The following is a 15,544-nucleotide window of genomic DNA, read 5'->3' as shown; positions in this document are numbered from 1 at the left end:
TAGACATTAGAGGTCAAGCGATGAATAACGAAGCTGCGAATTCACATGCGGAAAGGAAACGGGTGGCAGCACTTCTTGCCCGCGCCACCGTTCAGGAACTTGAGGCCGTCTGGAGCCGGCAGGATGCCAGCCCGCAGACGGAAAACGTGCGGGGGCCTGAAACCGGCCTCGTGATGGTCAAAGGCCGTATCGGCGGCGGCGGTGCGCCCTTTAATCTGGGCGAAACCACCGTGACCCGGGCAACCGTGAAGCTCGCATCCGGCACCGTCGGCCATGCGCATGTGCTCGGCACCGGTCGCAAGAAGGCCTGGTACGCTGCGGTTTTCGATGCGCTCTGGCAGGAAAACCCGACACGCGGCTTCATCGAGACCGAGCTTCTTTCACCGGTCGAAAAAAGACTGGCCGAGGAGAAAGACCGGAAAACGAAAGAAACAGCCGCAACTCGTGTGGATTTCTTCACCATGGTTCGAGGAGAGGATTGATGGGCGTGAAAGCCGAAGCATTGACGGGCGGTTTTTCCGACGCCGTTTTCGATTCACAGCGAATCTTCAAGGAGCTCATGGACGGCATGGCCCGGCCAGGCACAGCGCAAACGATCGAAACAACAGTTGCCCCGCCGCTGCCGCTTGGTGCGGCCAGCGGCGCTGTTCTTCTTGCACTTTGCGACCATGACACGCCGGTCTGGCTGAGCGGCGCGCTACGCAAAACCACGGTGCCGGGATGGATCGGGTTTCACACCGGGGCGGTTACAACAGAGGAAAAAAGCGCGGCGCATTTCGCCGTCATTGAGGCGGGAAGCGCAATTGCCTCCTTCGGTCTCTTTGCCCAAGGCAGTCAGGAATACCCCGACCGTTCCACGACGGTCATCATTGAATTGCCCGATCTTGACGGCGGACGGGAACTGCTGCTGTCCGGCCCCGGCATCCGCCATATCAACATCATTAGCCCATCCGGCCTGCCGGACATATTCCCGAGGCTATGGGCGGAAAACAACGCCATCTTCCCGCGCGGCATCGACGTCATCCTGACGGCTGGCGACAAATTCGTCTGCCTGCCGCGCAGGACGCGCATTCAACCCGTGGAGGCATAAGATGTATGTTGCTGTCAAAGGCGGGGAAACCGCCATCGCCAACGCCCACCGGCTTCTGGCCGACAAGCGGCGCGGAGACCGCGACCTGCCCGCCATGACGGTGGCGCAGATCGTTTCGCAGCTTTCGCTCGCCGTTGACCGGGTCATGGCGGAGGCTTCGCTTTACGACCAGTCGCTGGCCGCCCTTGCCGTCAAGCAGTCTCGCGGCGACATGATAGAAGCGATTTTCCTGCTGCGCGCCTACCGCACGACCCTGCCCCGTTTCGGCTATTCTGTTCCCGTGGATACTGCGAAGATGACGGTCCAACGGCGCGTTTCGGCAACCTACAAGGATTTGCCGGGCGGGCAATTGCTGGGACCGACCTTCGATTACACCCACCGCCTGCTCGATCCCTCGCTGCTGGAGGACGGAGCTGTCGAGATCCCTGCCATCCGTGAAGGCGAGACAGAATACGTCATGCGCGTATCCGACATTCTCGCCGAAGAAGGCTTGATCGAAAGTGACGGCGACATGCCGGACGACCATGTTGCCGGCGATCTGACACGCGAACCAATAGAGTTTCCGATGGCGCGCGACCTGCGCCTGCAATCGCTTGCACGCGGCGACGAGGGCTTTCTTCTGGCGCTCGCCTATTCGACGCAGCGCGGTTACGGCCGCACACACCCGTTCGTCGGTGAAATCCGAATCGGCGAGGTGGAGGTCGAACTGGATGTGCCGGAGCTCGGTTTTGCTGTCTCGCTCGGAGACATCAAGGTCACCGAATGCCAGATGGTCAACCAGTTCAAGGGTTCTGCCAAGGCACCTCCGCAATTCACCCGCGGTTACGGTCTGGTGTTCGGCCAGAGCGAGCGCAAGGCGATGGCCATGTCACTTGTCGACCGTGCGCTACGCGCCGCTGAATTCGGTGAGGATGTGGTTGCCCCGGCGCAGGACGAGGAATTCGTCATCTCGCACGCCGACAATGTTCAGGCGACGGGCTTTGTCGAACATCTGAAATTACCGCATTACGTGGATTTTCAGGCCGAACTGGGCTTGGTGCGCAAAATGCGCGCCGATTTCGACGCGACCGACACCTATGCCGGGGAATGGATGAGCGATGCAGCCGAATAAATCAGCGACTGTGCTGCTCGCCGAACCAATAGGCGCAAAAGACGGTCAATGCTGCAAAAGCGGCAAAGAACACGGCTGCAAGAATTCCAATCTCCATGAGCTTGTACTCCTTTTTTCGCAAGGTTAACGCGCAATGCTTAAAGAAGTTTCATTCGACGACGGGCTGGCTGCCTACAACTTCGCCTATCTGGACGAACAGACCAAGCGGATGATCCGCCGGGCGATCCTGAAGGCAATTGCCATTCCCGGTTATCAGGTTCCCTTCGCTTCCCGTGAAATGCCCATGCCTTACGGCTGGGGCACCGGCGGCGTGCAGGTGACCGCCGCCATCCTCGGTCCAGACGATGTCCTGAAGGTTATCGACCAGGGCGCCGACGACACCACCAACGCCGTTTCCATCCGCGCCTTCTTCCAGAAAGTCGCTGATGTCGCCGTCACCACCCGCACCAAGGATGCAACCATCATCCAGACGCGGCACCGCATTCCCGAAGAAGAACTGCATTCGGGGCAGGTGCTTGTCTATCAGGTTCCCATTCCTGAACCCTTGCGGTTCCTCGAGCCGCGTGAGACCGAAACCCGCGTCATGCATGCGCTGGAGGAATACGGCCTGATGCACGTCAAGCTTTATGAGGACATCGCCCGCAACGGCCGTATCTCCACCACCTATGCCTATCCGGTGAAGGTTGCGGGGCGCTATGTGATGGACCCCTCGCCAACCCCGAAGTTCGACAATCCGAAAATGCACCTGTCGGACGCCCTGCAATTGTTCGGGGCCGGGCGCGAAAAGCGCATCTATGCCGTGCCACCCTACACGGATGTCGTCAGCCTGGATTTCGAGGACCATCCGTTTGAAATCCAGAGCTTCGACAAGCCCTGCGCGCTGTGCGGCGGGGAGAATGTCTATCTGGACGAGGTGGTGCTGGACGACAAGGGCGGGCGGATGTTCGTCTGCTCCGATACCGACCATTGCGAAGACCGCCGCGCCCATGGCCACAAGGGCCATTTGCTGGCGGATGTGAAGGAGGCCGCAGAATGAGCGACGCACCGCTTCTGAAAGTCAGGGACGTTTCGAAATATTACGGCGACCGCGCCGGTTGCCGCAACGTCTCCTTCGAGCTTTATCCGGGCGAGGTTCTGGCAATCGTCGGTGAATCCGGCTCCGGCAAGACCACGCTTCTCAACTGCATTTCCACACGGCTCGTGCCGACGGCTGGCAGCGTGGAATATCGCATGCGCGACGGCTCGGTGCGAGACCTCTATCATATGGGCGAGGCCGAACGGCGTTTCCTGATGCGGACAGACTGGGGGTTTCGTGCACCAGAACCCAGCGGATGGGCTGCGCATGGCGGTTTCGGCGGGCGCCAATGTCGGCGAGCGGCTTATGGCTGTCGGTAACCGGCATTACGGCAATATCCGGCAATCGGCCAGCGAGTGGCTGGAACGGGTGGAAATCGGCACAGACCGCATTGACGACCAGCCTCGCGCCTTTTCCGGCGGCATGCGTCAGCGTCTGCAGATTGCCCGCAACCTGGTGACCTCACCGCGCCTCGTCTTCATGGACGAACCGACCGGCGGCCTCGATGTCTCGGTGCAGGCACGCCTGCTCGATCTCGTGCGTGGTCTCGTCAACGATCTCGGCCTCGCCGTTATCGTCGTCACCCATGATCTGGCGGTCGCGCGGCTGCTTTCCCATCGCATGATGGTGATGAAGGGTGGTGACGTCATCGAACACGGTCTGACAGATCGGGTGCTGGATGATCCGCGCGAACCCTACACGCAATTGCTTGTTTCCTCCATTTTGCAGGTTTGACGCCATGCCGACACCCCTTATCGTTTCGGAAGTCTTCAAAAGCTTCACCATGCATCTTCGCGATGGCATCGAACTGCCTGTTGTCCGCGATGTCAGTTTCTCCGTGTCCGGCGGAGAATGTGTCGTGCTCGGCGGCCCGTCCGGCATCGGCAAAAGCTCGATCCTGAAAATGCTCTATGGCAATTATGCCATCGACAGCGGCCAGATCCTCATCCGCCACGAGGATCAGGTCATTGACATGGGCAGCGCCTCGCCGCGCACCATCCTCGAGATTCGCCATCGCACCATCGGGTATGTCAGCCAGTTTCTGCGCACCGTGCCGCGCGTTCCGGCGATCGACGTCGTCGCCGAGCCGCTTTTTGCGCGCAAGGTTGCCGCAGAAGAGGCCCGCGAGCAGGCAGCCGTTCTGCTTTCGAAACTCAACCTGCCGCGGGAACTGTGGTCGCTGCCGCCAGCAACCTTTTCCGGCGGCGAGCAGCAGCGCGTCAACATCGCACGCGGTTTCATCACCGATCACGCGATCCTGCTTCTCGATGAACCCACCGCATCCCTGGATGCCGCCAACCGACGGGTGGTCGTGGAGATGATCGCGGAAAAGAAACGCAAGGGGACCGCCTTGCTCGGTATTTTCCATGACGAGGAAGTGCGGGAAGCCGTGGCCGATCGCGTTCTGGATGTCTCGCAATTCTCCCCCGGAAGGCAGCGGCATGAGTGTGAAGGTCGGTCTCGAACCTGTTGTCCACGAAAGTGCCCGCGTCACCAATTCATCGATCGGCCGCTATACCGAAATTTCCGGAACGCTGCCGCATCGAGGAAGTGGAGATGGGCGACTATTCCTATGTCATGCAGGACGGTGCGATCTGGTGCGCCACCATCGGCAAATTCGTCAACATCGCCGCATCCGTCCGCATCAACGCGACCAATCATCCGATGTCGCGCGCCACACTTCACCATTTCACCTACCGTGCCCGCAATTATTGGGACGACGCCGATGATGAAAATGACTTCTTCGCCGCCCGCCGCGCCAAGCGCGTGGTGATCGGCCACGATGTCTGGATCGGCCATGGCGCGACCATCCTGCCTGGCGTCACAATCGGAAACGGTGCGGTAATCGGGGCCGGTGCGGTCGTGTCGAAAGACGTTGCGCCCTATACCATCGTCGGCGGCGTACCCGCCCGGCTGATCAGGAACCGCTTCCCGGCGGACCTTGGCCAGCGCATGGACGATCTCAAATGGTGGGACTGGGACCACGCAACGCTGCGCGGCGCACTGGACGATTTCCGCACCCTCGCCGCCGAGGATTTCGTGGCGAAATACGCCGGGTAAAATCGCGCCAAACCGAAGAAACTGCAGATTCCGGGGTCATGCTCCGGGGGTCTCGCTAACCATGTCTGCGAGACAAAGCGCGGGCTTCAAGCCCTTGGCACGACTACTAAAAGGTTCGCAGGCGACCACGCGCACGCCTTATCTGCGCATTCTGTAATATTTTCTTCATCAAACTGACATTCACGCTTCACGCACCGCTGTTAGGTCGAACCCCATCAGAAGAAGATTGGACGGGGAAATGAGCTTTCACCTGAAGCAAGTCACGCGCCGTTTCGGCAACCACACTGCGGTCGATTCAGTGAATGTGGAAATTCCGCAAGGCCAGATGGTTGGCGTGATTGGACGTTCTGGCGCAGGAAAGTCAACGCTGCTGCGCATGATCAACCGCCTCGTCGATCCCTCCTCGGGTTCCATTCATTTCAACGACACGGAAGTCTCTTCGCTGAAGGGTGCCGCCCTGCGCAACTGGCAGCGCGACTGCGCGATGATCTTCCAGCAGTTCAATCTGGTGCCGCGTCTCGACGTGCTCACCAATGTCATGCTCGGCCGCCTGAACCACCGTTCGACCGTGCTCAGCCTGTTCAACATCTTCACGGATGAAGAGCGCCTGATGGCGATTGCCGCCCTCGAGCGGCTCGGTATCGAGCACGTAGCCATGCAGGCGGCGGGCACGCTTTCCGGCGGCCAGCAGCAGCGCGTCGCTATCGCCCGGGCACTAATGCAGTCTCCGAAGATGGTTCTCGCCGACGAGCCGATCGCCTCTCTCGATCCCCTGAACGCCAAGATCGTCATGGACGCCCTGCGCGACATCAACGAGCGTGAAGGCATCACCGTCATCACCAATCTGCATACGCTGGATACGGCGCGCAATTATTGCGAACGCATCATCGGCATGTCGCAGGGTCGAGTCGTTTTCGACGGAACACCCGCCGAACTGACGGCGGCGGCGGTCACCGAGATTTACGGCACGGATTCACACGGCGCCGGCATCGACGAGACCATGACCTCGACCAGCATCAATATTCCCGGCGCGCAGCTTGCCGCGCGTCCGGTTCAGCAATCTGCCGGTCCCGAACCGCTGGCTCTCGCCGGGCTCTGAGGAACCGCTCAGCATCGTTTGCGCCCGCGTCAAGGGCCGATACTTCACAACAAACTCCGGCTCGCCGGAAAACAGGAGAAAGTCCATGTTGAAGAAAATCCTTCTTTCGGCAGTCGCCCTTGGCGTTCTGGCCGGTTCGGCCATGGCTCAGGACGTCAAGGTCCTGCGTATCGGTCTCGACGGTTCGGAAAATGAAGCCGACCAGATCCGCAACACGAAGTGCGTTGCGGATGGCCTCAAGGCTGCAACCGGCGTTTCCGAAGTTCAGGTTTTCCCGTCGCCGGACTATAACGGCGTTATCCAGGGCCTGCTCGGCGGCACCATCGACATTGCATCCATGGGCGCTTCTTCCTACGCCAAGATCGCTATTGCCGATCCCAAGGCCGTCGATCCGATCCTGACCTATACCGGCTCTGACGGTTCGAGCGGCTACTACACGATCATGGTTGCCCGCAAGGACAGCGGCATCAAGTCTCTGGCTGACGCCAAGGGCAAGAAGATCGGCTTCGCCGACCCTGACTCCACTTCCGGCTTCCTCGTCCCGAACGTATCGATCCCGAAGGAAACCGGCGTTCCGGTCAAGGAATATTTCTCCGAAACCGGCTTCGGCGGCGGCCATGAGAACCTCGTTCTCGCCGTTCTCGACAAAAAGTTCGACGTCGGCACGACATTCGGTTCTGGCGTCGGCAAGTGGGAAGAAGGCTACTCCGGCGGCAACCTTCACCAGATGGTCAAGAAGGGCAACCTCGACATGGACGATATCGTTCAGGTCTGGAAGTCCCCGCTGATCCCGAACGGTCCGCTTCTCGTTGCCAACAAGATCGGTGACAGCATGAAGCAGAAGGTCGAAGACTTCTTCATGGAACTTCCGAAGAAGGATCTCGCCTGCTTCCAGGGTTACACCCAGGGCAAGAACACTGCCTACATCAAGGTCGACCCGGCTTTCTACCAGACGATCATCGACGCCCGTAAGTCCGTTATCGGCGGCTGATCCTCAGATCATATCCGGAAGCGGCGGTGCCTTGCGGCATCGCCGCTTTTGCCAATAAAGGAAAGCGGCATGGCGACCACACTGCAACATGGTACCCTCACGCCCGAGGGATTGAGCGCATCGTCCCGAACGGTGATGCGTCATTATCAACAGCAGCTTAGGACACGGCGGATTTATACCGTTATGTCGCTCGTTATCTTCCTCATCGTCCTTGCCGCCTCACTGAATTTCGCCAATGAGGCCAATTCGGGCAAGTTCTTCGAGCGCCTGCCATATTTTTTCGACTTCATGAAAACATTCGTGCCGGATAGCCCGCTCGAGGTCTTCCGGGCGATGTTCGACCTGCCGTCGCCCTATGACAACGGTTCGCTGAAATACAACTATGTCGCGGATCGCGTTTACATCACCAACGGTTTCTACATACCGCATTTCATCTATCAGCTGATCATCACGCTCAACATCGCGCTGGTCTCGACGATAATAGGCACGACCTTCGCATTTGTGCTGTGCTTTTTTGCCTCCACAAACCTTATCGGTGCCGGCCTCGTGCGCTGGGTGGTACGCCGGGTAATGGAGATCCTGCGCGCCTTTCCGGAGATCGTCGTCGCGGGATTGCTGACTGCCATCTTATCGATCGGGCCGATCGCGGCGATCATCGCGATTTCCGTGCACACCATCGGGGCTCTGGGGAAGCTATTCTTCGAAGTCGTGGAAAATGCCGACATGAAGGCGGATGAAGGCCTGCGTGCCGCGGGTGCCAACTGGCTGGAGCGGGTTCGCTTTGCCATCGTGCCGCAGGTCCTGCCCAATTTCGTGTCCTATGCATTGCTGCGTGCCGAAATCAACGTACGCGCCTCGACCATCATCGGCGCCGTTGGTGGTGGCGGCATTGGCGAGGTCTTCCGGCTGTCGATCGGTAACGATCACGCCTCCAAGACCTATGCCATCATCATCCTGCTGCTGATCACCATCATCGCCGTAGACCAGTTTTCAAGCTGGTTGCGCCGCAGGCTGATCGGCCATCAATCCTTCGAATTCGGACGGGGAGCGGCCTGATGTCGTCCAGCTTCATTCTCAATACCGCAGACCGCGAGAGGCTGACGGCCGCACATCCCGCAATTTTCAATCGCGGCTTCATGCAGCGATTCGGCTTGCTGACCGGTATTGTCGCCGTCCTCGTCTATCTCACCGCCTGCTTTTTCTTCTTCAATGTCGGCCCCGCTTTCATGCAGGGCCGATGGGATCGCGCTTCGAGCTACATTCAGGACTGGTATTCCTGGAGGGCCCAGCCACGCCTTCGTTTCGAAGACGGCAAGGTGAACCCGCAGTGGTCAAGCCGGATGCAATATCCCGCCGATGCGCCGATCGACTGGCTGCAACCCTTGCCGGATGGCGGCTACAGCGTCGTTTACGCGGGCACGCAAAACCGTCTCGACGTAACGCCGACCCGGGTGGACGTCTATGTGGACGGCAAGAACTATCCCGTCATCATCAATGGCGACAAGGCTCTGGCGCCTGAGGTCCTGCCGCAAGAGATCACGCAGGACGGCAACAAGGTTCTCGTGCATTACGGTTTTGCCGGACAGGCGGAAATCCGCACCAGCCAGGTTTACGTGCAGCGGCGGTTCCTCGGATGGGCGAACTTCCTGTTCGATACCAAATCGGAATTCTGGGGCAAGAGCTATGGCGACCTTGCCGCACTGGCGCTGTGGGGGGAAAGGCTCGATCCCACGCGCTCCAATATCAGCCACATGGTCGATGATTTCCTCGACAATGGTGTCTGGCAGCACGCCGATATTCTTTCCAAGCTGATGCAGACGCTGGTGATGGCCTTTGTGGGCACGTTGTTCGGCACGCTCGTTGCCCTGCCGCTCGCTTTTCTCGCCGCACGCAATATCACCGCCAACAGGGCCGCCAACTGGGGCATGAAGCGTCTATTCGACTTCCTGCGCTCGATCGACATGCTGATCTGGGCGCTGTTTTTCACCCGCAGCTTCGGTCCGGGGCCGATCCCCGGCATTGCCGCGATCTTCTTCACCGATACCGGCGCGCTCGGCAAGGTCTATGCCGAGGCGCTGGAGAATGTTGACGACAAGCAGCGCGAGGGCGTCAAATCGGTTGGCGCTTCCCCCATTGCCGTCAATCGTTTCGGCGTGCTTCCGCAGGTCCTGCCGGTCTTCATTTCCCAGTCGCTTTATTTCTGGGAAAGCAACACCCGTTCAGCCACGATCATCGGTGCGGTTGGTGCTGGCGGCATCGGTTTGAAACTGCTGGAAGCGATGGGTACCAATGCCGACTGGGACAAGGTCGCTTATATGGTGCTGCTCATTCTCTTCGTGGTTTTCCTGTTCGACCACATCTCGAATTCCCTGCGGTCGCGCCTGATCGGGAAAACCCAGCATTAATTCATAAAGCAGGAGCGGGGTTTGGCTATCCCGCTTCCCAAGACGTGCGCAAAACCGGAACCTCTTTGCAAAGTCAGATACATCCCGTCAATGCGCCAGCATCCGTCTTCCGGACATTCGAGAGACACGCGGCGTTTCAAGCGCTTTTTTTCCTGGGGCATCATCATTCTGTCACGGAAAGCGATTACCTCGCACTCCTGACCTTGCGGGAAGCGGGCGAGTCACGCCAAATAGCTTTTCATCCAGGTTTTCCATGACACCGAAGAGTGCTTGCCGTGCGCTACGCCATCTATTTTTCTCCGGCTAAAGATCATCCACTGACTGAAGCGGCGTCGCGCTGGCTGGGACGCAATGCCTTTTCCGGCGCGCAACATGATGACCATGGCGCTTATGCGGAGATGACCGAGGAGCCGCGCCGTTACGGTTTCCACGCGACGCTGAAAGCCCCCTTCGAGCTTTCCGAAAAATACAGCGAAGCGGATCTCGTCGCCGCCCTCGAACAGTTTGCGGCCAGCCAGTCCGTCTTCGATATTCCACGTGTTGTCATCGGTGCACTCGGGCCGTTTTTCGCGCTCGTTCCGGATCGCACCTACCAGCCGCTGCAGGATTTTGCCGCTGAGATCGTTGACCATTTCGACCGTTTTCGCGCGCCCCTGTCCGAGACGGACATTGCCCGCCGGCGCCCGCAAAACCTGACCGAAAGCCAGCGGCAAAATCTGTCGCTTTGGGGTTATCCGCATGTCATGGATGACTTCCGCTTTCATATGACGCTGACGGGCCGCATCGACGAAAGCGACGCGCCCGCTATCCAGGATGTGCTTTCGACAAAGTTTTCCGAGTTCGTCGACCGGCCTCTCACCATTTCCGGCCTCGCTTTGTTCGTTGAGGAAACGCGCGGCGCACCATTTACCGTTCATCGCTGGCACCCGCTTGGCCAGCCGCCAAAGAAAGATGCTGACCCATGACCGAGCATGCCCTTTCCAACGCCCGTATCGTTCTGGAAGACGATATTATTCTGGGATCCGTTCTGATCCGTGACGGCAAGATTGCCGATATCAGCGAAGGCGCCTCCAAAACCGGTGAGGATCTCGAAGGCGATTTCCTCATCCCGGGTCTGGTGGAACTGCACACCGACCATCTGGAACAGCACTATTCGCCGCGTCCCGGGGTTATCTGGGATAAGATCGCCGCCATTCAGGCTCACGATGCGCAGGTCGCGTCATCAGGCATTACCACTGTTTTCGACTGCCTGCGGCTCGGCTCCGACGAAGATGGCGGGTTCAAGAAGGGCGAGATGCGGGAAATGGCGGATGCCATTGAAACCGCTGCCGATCAGAACCGCCTGCGGGCAGATCACCTGCTGCACCTGCGCTGTGAAGTCGCCTCCGCCGATGTGCTCGAGCATTTCGAAGATTTCGAGACCGATCCGCGTGTGCGGCTGATTTCGATGATGGACCACTCCCCGGGGCAGCGCCAGTTCCAGTCGATGGACCAATATATCTTCTATTACCAGAAGAAGCGCGGACTGAGCGACGAGGCTTTCGCCGAGTTCGTCAGACGCCGGCAGACGGCATCGGCGGAGTTTTCCGCCAAGCACCGGGATTACCTGGCGGCCCGCTGCGCCGAGCGCGGCATAACTGTTGCAAGCCATGACGACGCTACAGAAGCGCATGTGGGCGAAGCGATCGGACACGGCGTGAAACTCGCGGAGTTCCCCACCAGCGTCGAGGCGGCAAAGGCTTCGCACAGCGCCGGCATGAGCGTGCTGATGGGCGCACCGAACATCGTTCGTGGCAAGTCCCATTCCGGCAACATCGCCGCGCGTGATCTTGCCGAACTTGGCGTGCTGGATGTTCTCTCTTCCGACTATGTGCCGTTCAGCCTGCTTTACGCGCCGTTCCTGCTCGCCGACCAGGTGGAAGCCATCACTCTGCCGGAAGCGTTGCGCATGGTCACCTCCACGCCGGCACGAACGGTGGGCCTTCGCGATCGCGGCAGCATCGCAACGGGATTGCGGGCCGATCTGGTCCGAGTTCACCGCGAGGACGGCGTTCCCGTCGCCCGCTCGGTCTGGCGTCAGGGCAAACGTGTGGCATGACCGGCAACGGACAGGATAGCCGGCTTGACGGCCAGACACTGGGTACTGTGCCCGGAACCATGATCGTAATTGTCGGCCCGAGTGGGGCCGGCAAGGACACGCTGATGGATTATGCGGCAGCGCAGCTGTCCGGGCGGCCGGGCTTTCATTTCACCCGCCGGGTCATTACCCGCAGCGGCGATGCCGGCGGCGAAAATCACGATGCCGTTTCCATGCACGAGTTCAACCGGCTGGAAGACGAAGGTGCTTTTGCCGTTTCCTGGCAGGCGCACGGGCTGAAATATGGCATTCCGGCCGCCGTCTATCGTCATCTTAATGCGGGAGACGTGGTCATCGCCAACGGCTCCCGCTCGGCCCTGCCCCAGTTCGGCACCGCCTTTGCGCGCCTCAAGGTCGTGAACATCGTTGCACGGCCGGACGTGCTGGCGAAGCGGCTGGAGCAGCGCGGGCGGGAAAGCCGGGAGGATATTCTCCGGCGGCTGGAACGCAGTTCGCTCACGGTCGTCGGAGATTTTGATGTGACGACCGTGGACAATAGCGGTTCCATGGAAGATGCGGGCAAAACCATCATGCAGGTGCTGGAGCAGAGCGCCTGCCGTCGCCACATTTAAACTCCATAGGCCGAACTGGTCGACAAATGGCTTCCCAACGCTTACCATCAGGCGACAATTTCCAAACATGGTACGCCAAGGCGAGGGATGCCTGAAAAGAGGGTCAGCGACGAGATAACAGTGGTGGCCGGTCTGGCCGCCGGCGTCGCCAATTATGCACGGTCGCGGGGCATCGACATTGCCCCCATCTGCAAGGCTCTCGATATCGATCCTGCCACTTTCGGCAGCGTGACGGAGCGCATCAGCCTCGACCGATTTTGCCGCCTGCTCGAGACATGTGCGTTGATTTCCGGCGACGACGCCTTTGGTTTGCAGTGCGCGTCCACCTTTCCCGCCGGCGCATCCGGCGCGTTCGGATATGGCCTGATCAGCGCGCCGACAGTGCGGGCTTTCCTGCGTTTTCTTCAGGATCACGTTTATTACGCGACGAATAACAGTAATTTCACCATGGTCACGGATGCCGCGCACGTAACCCTGTCGTGGTCCTTTGCGCCTGTCATCGCCAAACGCGATCAATATGTGGATTTGTCGCTGACAGCTCTGATCCAGCGCCTTCGCGATATTCTGGGGGAGCGCGTGAACCTGATCGAGATCGGTCTGGAACGGCCGAAACCGATTAATATTCAGCTATTTAAAGAAAGAATGACCAAGCGCGTCAGCTTTTCGCAACCCATCCACACCATGCGTCTTCCCACATCGCTTCTGGACGTGGTCAACCCAAATGCAGATGAGCGGCTGTTCGAGCTGATGAACTTGCAATGCCGGATGCTGCGGCCGGAGACATCGGCAGACGCCACGCATTTCATCGATCAGGTGAAGCGTTACATGCAGGTGCGGCTGTCGGATGCCGAGCTTTCGCTGAGCGAGATCGCCCCCTATTTCAACCTGTCGGAACGCAGTTTTCAAAGACGGCTTGCCGAGCTTGGGACTAATCTCAACGAGATAAAGGACGCCATTCGCAAGAATGCCGGCTTCAAGCTCCTCGTGGAAAGCGATCTTCCGGTTTCCGATATCAGCTACAGGCTCGGCTATTCCACGCCGGGTGCGTTTTCGCGTTCCGTTTCCCGCTGGTTCGGGGCAACGCCCACGGATATTCGCAAGAAACACGCGCATCATTCCGCCGTATAGGGCGCATTCCCAGCATCAATATTCCATATATCCAAAATAAAATTAGGAAATATGTCGGCGTTCATTGGATTATGTATCGAAACATAACAATAAAAACGCAAAACTTGGCGTGAGATGTTATTCTCTTGAGATGGCAGACCGCCTAATAGAACGCCGCAATATGCCTTAGGGCATGACGGAAAATATTCCAAAGCTTTGAATTTTACATTGTTCTGGACAAGAACCGATTTCAGGTTTTTGGGAAGGACGATGCAGTCATTCTTTCATCGCCGAGGATATGCCCATGCCGGGACCGGCTGGCTGCGAGATCAGCTGCTTATTGCCTGGTTCCTGAGGCCACATCCCGCTTTGGGAAGGTCAATCTCTTTTGAGGCTGAAAGACTATGTCGTCAAAAACGCAGCATGAACGTCATCAGGCGCGTGAAATCGTCCTTTCGGATCGTGAGCGGCAATATCTGGGGCTCGTTGCGCGGGGCCGACATCCTTCTCACATTGCCTTGATAACGGGAGCGGACGAAGCGGATGTTAAAGATACTCTGGAACGGGTCCGCCTAAGGCTGGGTGCGGCCAATCTGCTGAATGCCGTCAGCATCGCCCTGCTGCGTGGACTGATCGAACAGGATATTTAGAGCTTCCCTCTCGCTCCAAAAGCTTACGCGAAATCGTCCCCTTCCCGTAAGCCAAAACCGGATGTGTTGCTTTCTGCGCCAAAAACCCACCATTTCGATGGCGGGACGGCGGACTAAAAGGCGGGTCGGAAATGACTTCCGGCCTATCGGCGCAACTGTAAGGCAGCCATACACGGTTTACCCGGCGGACTTTCCGGTCCGCCGGGTTTTCATTTTCAGTTCCTCACAGTGACTGAATCTCGGCAAGAATATCGCTTTCGACGATAATACCGCTTTCCAGCGCCTGCCTTCGAATGCCCTGGCTTCGCCGACCGGGCAAACGCACGTTTTCCTGCTTCTCTATCTCTCCGGCGATAAGCGCCAGTCGCTCGGTAAAGGCCGCACCGCCCGACGATACGGGGTCTATGGCGATGATCGTATGGCCGAGAGAGGGTGGCGCACCCTTGTCGTCCAGAAGGGAAGAGGCCTCGAAGGCGAAGCTTCCACCGGTGAGCGCAGCGGCCATGATCTCCACCATCAGCGCCAGGGCAGCACCCTTGGCCTCGCCCGCAGGCACCATCGTTCCGGCTAGGGCTTCTTCGGGATCGGTCGTGGGCCGGCCATTCGTATCAAGCGCCCAGTCGCCCGGAATGGTTTCGCCTTTCTGGCGGGCCGCCATAATCTTTCCGCGCGCAACCTTGGAAAGCGCCAGATCGATCACCAGCGGATCTGCCTCGCCAACAGGGCTGGCGAAAGCAATCGGATTGGTGCCATAGAGCGGTTTGGTGCCACCCCAAGGCGCCATGGATGCAGGCGCATTGGCGAACATCAGCGCCACGAGGCCCATTTCCGCGAAACGCTCGACTGTAAGTGCCATGACGCCTGCATGATGGGAGCGATGGATCGCGGCGAGCGCGATGCCCTGCTGCCGGGCCATGTCCGGCAACTCGTCTACGGCGCAGTCGATCGCGGGATAGGCGTAACCGTTGTTAGCGTCAATTGAAAGCACACCCGGTTTGACACGACTTGCCACCGGCCGCGCATTGCCATCGACCTTGCCAACCCGCGCCTGACGGACATAAACGGGGATACGCCGAAAACCGTGGCCGCCCTGGCCTGCAGCCTCGGATGCCACGAGCGCCTTCGCCACGGAGCGGGCGTTTTGCGGCAGAACGCCGTTACGCTCAAAGATAGAGGATACGAGATCCTCCGCCTCTGCGATTGAGAATTTCATTCCGGAATGCCTCTGCGTGTTAAGTCGACAAGA

The 15,544-nt window shown here is 59.1% G+C and carries 14 protein-coding genes and 3 pseudogenes; 16 read left to right on the top strand and 1 reads right to left on the bottom strand.

Features of this window, described 5'->3' with window-relative positions; all coding sequences use genetic code 11:
• Positions 1–20: 20 nt before the first annotated feature.
• The 16 genes and pseudogenes from phnG to RBH71_RS13530 all read left to right on the top strand — a co-directional run bounded on the left by phnG (position 21) and on the right by RBH71_RS13530 (position 14,298).
• Positions 21–482, top strand: a complete 462-nt coding sequence (gene phnG / locus RBH71_RS13605; protein ID WP_003514497.1) for a phosphonate C-P lyase system protein PhnG — start codon at positions 21–23, stop codon at positions 480–482.
• Positions 482–1,090, top strand: a complete 609-nt coding sequence (gene phnH / locus RBH71_RS13600; protein ID WP_323687398.1) for a phosphonate C-P lyase system protein PhnH — start codon at positions 482–484, stop codon at positions 1,088–1,090. Before phnG ends, phnH begins: the two co-directional genes overlap by 1 nt.
• A gap of 1 nt (position 1,091) precedes the next feature.
• Entirely contained in the window at positions 1,092–2,201 is a 1,110-nt protein-coding gene (locus RBH71_RS13595) for a carbon-phosphorus lyase complex subunit PhnI (protein WP_003514494.1), read from the top strand.
• A gap of 133 nt (positions 2,202–2,334) precedes the next feature.
• Positions 2,335–3,237: an alpha-D-ribose 1-methylphosphonate 5-phosphate C-P-lyase PhnJ gene (locus RBH71_RS13590; protein ID WP_003514490.1), complete on the top strand. Its 903-nt coding sequence runs from the start codon at positions 2,335–2,337 to the stop codon at positions 3,235–3,237.
• Positions 3,234–4,011, top strand: a pseudogene (gene phnK, locus RBH71_RS13585) (phosphonate C-P lyase system protein PhnK). Before RBH71_RS13590 ends, phnK begins: the two are co-directional and overlap by 4 nt.
• 4 nt (positions 4,012–4,015) lie before the next feature.
• A pseudogene (gene phnL, locus RBH71_RS13580) lies at positions 4,016–4,705 on the top strand (phosphonate C-P lyase system protein PhnL); the annotation flags it as partial.
• A 13-nt stretch (positions 4,706–4,718) separates the two neighbouring features.
• Positions 4,719–5,337: pseudogene (locus RBH71_RS13575) on the top strand (DapH/DapD/GlmU-related protein).
• Between the two features lie 238 nt (positions 5,338–5,575).
• Positions 5,576–6,436 carry a phosphonate ABC transporter ATP-binding protein gene (phnC, locus tag RBH71_RS13570; protein WP_003514481.1) on the top strand — a complete coding sequence of 287 codons (861 nt, stop codon included), beginning with the start codon at positions 5,576–5,578 and terminating at the stop codon, positions 6,434–6,436.
• A gap of 85 nt (positions 6,437–6,521) precedes the next feature.
• Positions 6,522–7,427, top strand: coding sequence for a phosphonate ABC transporter substrate-binding protein (phnD, locus tag RBH71_RS13565; RefSeq protein WP_003514479.1), 906 nt, complete (start codon positions 6,522–6,524; stop codon positions 7,425–7,427).
• 69 nt (positions 7,428–7,496) lie between these two features.
• Positions 7,497–8,483, top strand: a complete 987-nt coding sequence (gene phnE / locus RBH71_RS13560; protein WP_013635271.1) for a phosphonate ABC transporter, permease protein PhnE — start codon at positions 7,497–7,499, stop codon at positions 8,481–8,483.
• Positions 8,483–9,832 (top strand): phosphonate ABC transporter, permease protein PhnE, encoded by a 1,350-nt coding sequence (gene phnE / locus RBH71_RS13555; protein ID WP_003514476.1) that lies wholly within the window; start codon positions 8,483–8,485, stop codon positions 9,830–9,832. The genes phnE (RBH71_RS13560) and phnE (RBH71_RS13555) overlap by 1 nt, the downstream gene beginning before the upstream one ends.
• Before the next feature lie 266 nt (positions 9,833–10,098).
• Complete coding sequence (locus RBH71_RS13550) at positions 10,099–10,797, top strand: DUF1045 domain-containing protein (RefSeq protein ID WP_029658721.1); 699 nt, start codon at positions 10,099–10,101, stop codon at positions 10,795–10,797.
• Positions 10,794–11,930, top strand: a complete 1,137-nt coding sequence (locus RBH71_RS13545) for an alpha-D-ribose 1-methylphosphonate 5-triphosphate diphosphatase (RefSeq protein ID WP_003514474.1) — start codon at positions 10,794–10,796, stop codon at positions 11,928–11,930. The genes RBH71_RS13550 and RBH71_RS13545 overlap by 4 nt, the downstream gene beginning before the upstream one ends.
• Complete coding sequence (gene phnN, locus RBH71_RS13540; RefSeq protein ID WP_003514473.1) at positions 11,927–12,541, top strand: phosphonate metabolism protein/1,5-bisphosphokinase (PRPP-forming) PhnN; 615 nt, start codon at positions 11,927–11,929, stop codon at positions 12,539–12,541. The genes RBH71_RS13545 and phnN overlap by 4 nt, the downstream gene beginning before the upstream one ends.
• Before the next feature lie 87 nt (positions 12,542–12,628).
• On the top strand, positions 12,629–13,669 hold the full coding sequence (locus RBH71_RS13535) for an AraC family transcriptional regulator (protein ID WP_035251984.1): 1,041 nt from the start codon (positions 12,629–12,631) through the stop codon (positions 13,667–13,669).
• 383 nt (positions 13,670–14,052) lie between these two features.
• Positions 14,053–14,298 (top strand): LuxR C-terminal-related transcriptional regulator, encoded by a 246-nt coding sequence (locus RBH71_RS13530; protein WP_003514469.1) that lies wholly within the window; start codon positions 14,053–14,055, stop codon positions 14,296–14,298.
• A gap of 223 nt (positions 14,299–14,521) precedes the next feature.
• On the opposite strand, the gene RBH71_RS13525 is transcribed toward RBH71_RS13530, so the two are convergent.
• Complete coding sequence (locus tag RBH71_RS13525; RefSeq protein WP_003514466.1) at positions 14,522–15,511, bottom strand: Ldh family oxidoreductase; 990 nt, start codon at positions 15,509–15,511, stop codon at positions 14,522–14,524.
• Positions 15,512–15,544 lie beyond the last annotated feature (33 nt).

Origin of the sequence: Rhizobium sp. AN68 (assembly GCF_030758035.1) — a bacterium.
GTDB classification, from domain to species: Bacteria; Pseudomonadota; Alphaproteobacteria; order Rhizobiales; family Rhizobiaceae; genus Agrobacterium; species Agrobacterium tumefaciens.
Note: the sequence above shows the minus strand (reverse complement) of the source record. Positions and strands in the feature narration are given on the sequence as shown.

Excerpts from the sequence above, each read along its gene's own strand:
- phnG (WP_003514497.1), top strand. The coding sequence starts at position 21 with ATGAATAACGAAGCTGCGAATTCACATGCGGAAAGGAAACGGGTGGCA.
- phnH (WP_323687398.1), top strand. The coding sequence starts at position 482 with ATGGGCGTGAAAGCCGAAGCATTGACGGGCGGTTTTTCCGACGCCGTT.
- RBH71_RS13595 (WP_003514494.1), top strand. The coding sequence starts at position 1,092 with ATGTATGTTGCTGTCAAAGGCGGGGAAACCGCCATCGCCAACGCCCAC.
- RBH71_RS13590 (WP_003514490.1), top strand. The coding sequence starts at position 2,335 with ATGCTTAAAGAAGTTTCATTCGACGACGGGCTGGCTGCCTACAACTTC.
- phnC (WP_003514481.1), top strand. The coding sequence starts at position 5,576 with ATGAGCTTTCACCTGAAGCAAGTCACGCGCCGTTTCGGCAACCACACT.
- phnD (WP_003514479.1), top strand. The coding sequence starts at position 6,522 with ATGTTGAAGAAAATCCTTCTTTCGGCAGTCGCCCTTGGCGTTCTGGCC.
- phnE (WP_013635271.1), top strand. The coding sequence starts at position 7,497 with ATGGCGACCACACTGCAACATGGTACCCTCACGCCCGAGGGATTGAGC.
- phnE (WP_003514476.1), top strand. The coding sequence starts at position 8,483 with ATGTCGTCCAGCTTCATTCTCAATACCGCAGACCGCGAGAGGCTGACG.
- RBH71_RS13545 (WP_003514474.1), top strand. The coding sequence starts at position 10,794 with ATGACCGAGCATGCCCTTTCCAACGCCCGTATCGTTCTGGAAGACGAT.
- phnN (WP_003514473.1), top strand. The coding sequence starts at position 11,927 with ATGACCGGCAACGGACAGGATAGCCGGCTTGACGGCCAGACACTGGGT.
- RBH71_RS13535 (WP_035251984.1), top strand. The coding sequence starts at position 12,629 with ATGCCTGAAAAGAGGGTCAGCGACGAGATAACAGTGGTGGCCGGTCTG.
- RBH71_RS13530 (WP_003514469.1), top strand. The coding sequence starts at position 14,053 with ATGTCGTCAAAAACGCAGCATGAACGTCATCAGGCGCGTGAAATCGTC.
- RBH71_RS13525 (WP_003514466.1), bottom strand. The coding sequence starts at position 15,511 with ATGAAATTCTCAATCGCAGAGGCGGAGGATCTCGTATCCTCTATCTTT.